General features: G+C 49.3%; 1 protein-coding gene. It reads right to left on the reverse strand.

All coding sequences use genetic code 11. The features are described from left to right. A partial coding sequence (locus B3797_RS00770) for a methionine synthase (RefSeq protein ID WP_311790101.1) occupies positions 1-706 on the reverse strand: 706 nt, incomplete at both ends.

Consider the following 706-nt stretch of genomic DNA (forward strand, 5'->3'; position numbering starts at 1 on the left):
TTTTTGCAGTTTCGGGAAAATTTCTTCGTACTGTCGCCATTCTGAACCCAGCGTCTTTTTCCAGTCTGTATTGGCTTTGATGCCGTAACCGTAACAAATATGGACAGCAGTTTCGCATTTCAGCCCTTCAATCGCTCTTTCGAGGGTAGCGATACCCCAGTCATTCACCTCGTCAAAGAAGACATTAAACGCAGGCTCATCGAACTGGATAATATCTACGCCAGCCGCCTCAAGTTCTTTGGCTTCCTGATTGAGGATTTTGGCGAACTCCCATGCGAGTTTTTCACGGCTTTTATAGTGGCTGTCATAAAGCGTGTCGATCATCGTCATTGGGCCAGGCAACGCCCATTTAATCGGCTGACTGGTTTGCTGGCGTAAGAATTTAGCATCATCAACAAAGACAGGCTTCTGGCGGCTCACTTCGCCAACGACGGTCGGGACGCTGGCATCATAGCGATCGCGAATTTTAACAATCTCGCGCTTTTCAAAATCGACGCCGCTCAGATGCTCAATAAAGGTCGTGACAAAATGCTGACGCGTTTGTTCGCCATCGCTGACAATATCAACGCCTGCCTGGAGTTGATCCGCCAGAGATAAACGCAGGGCATCTTTTTTGCCGTCAGCTAATTCATCGCCCTGTAATTTCCAGGGTGACCAGAGCGTCTCAGGCTGAGCGAGCCAGGAAGGTTTAGGTAAGCTGCCAGCA

It is taken from the genome of Pantoea sp. UBA5923, assembly GCF_002431095.1.
Lineage (GTDB): Bacteria > Pseudomonadota > Gammaproteobacteria > Enterobacterales > Enterobacteriaceae > Pantoea > Pantoea piersonii.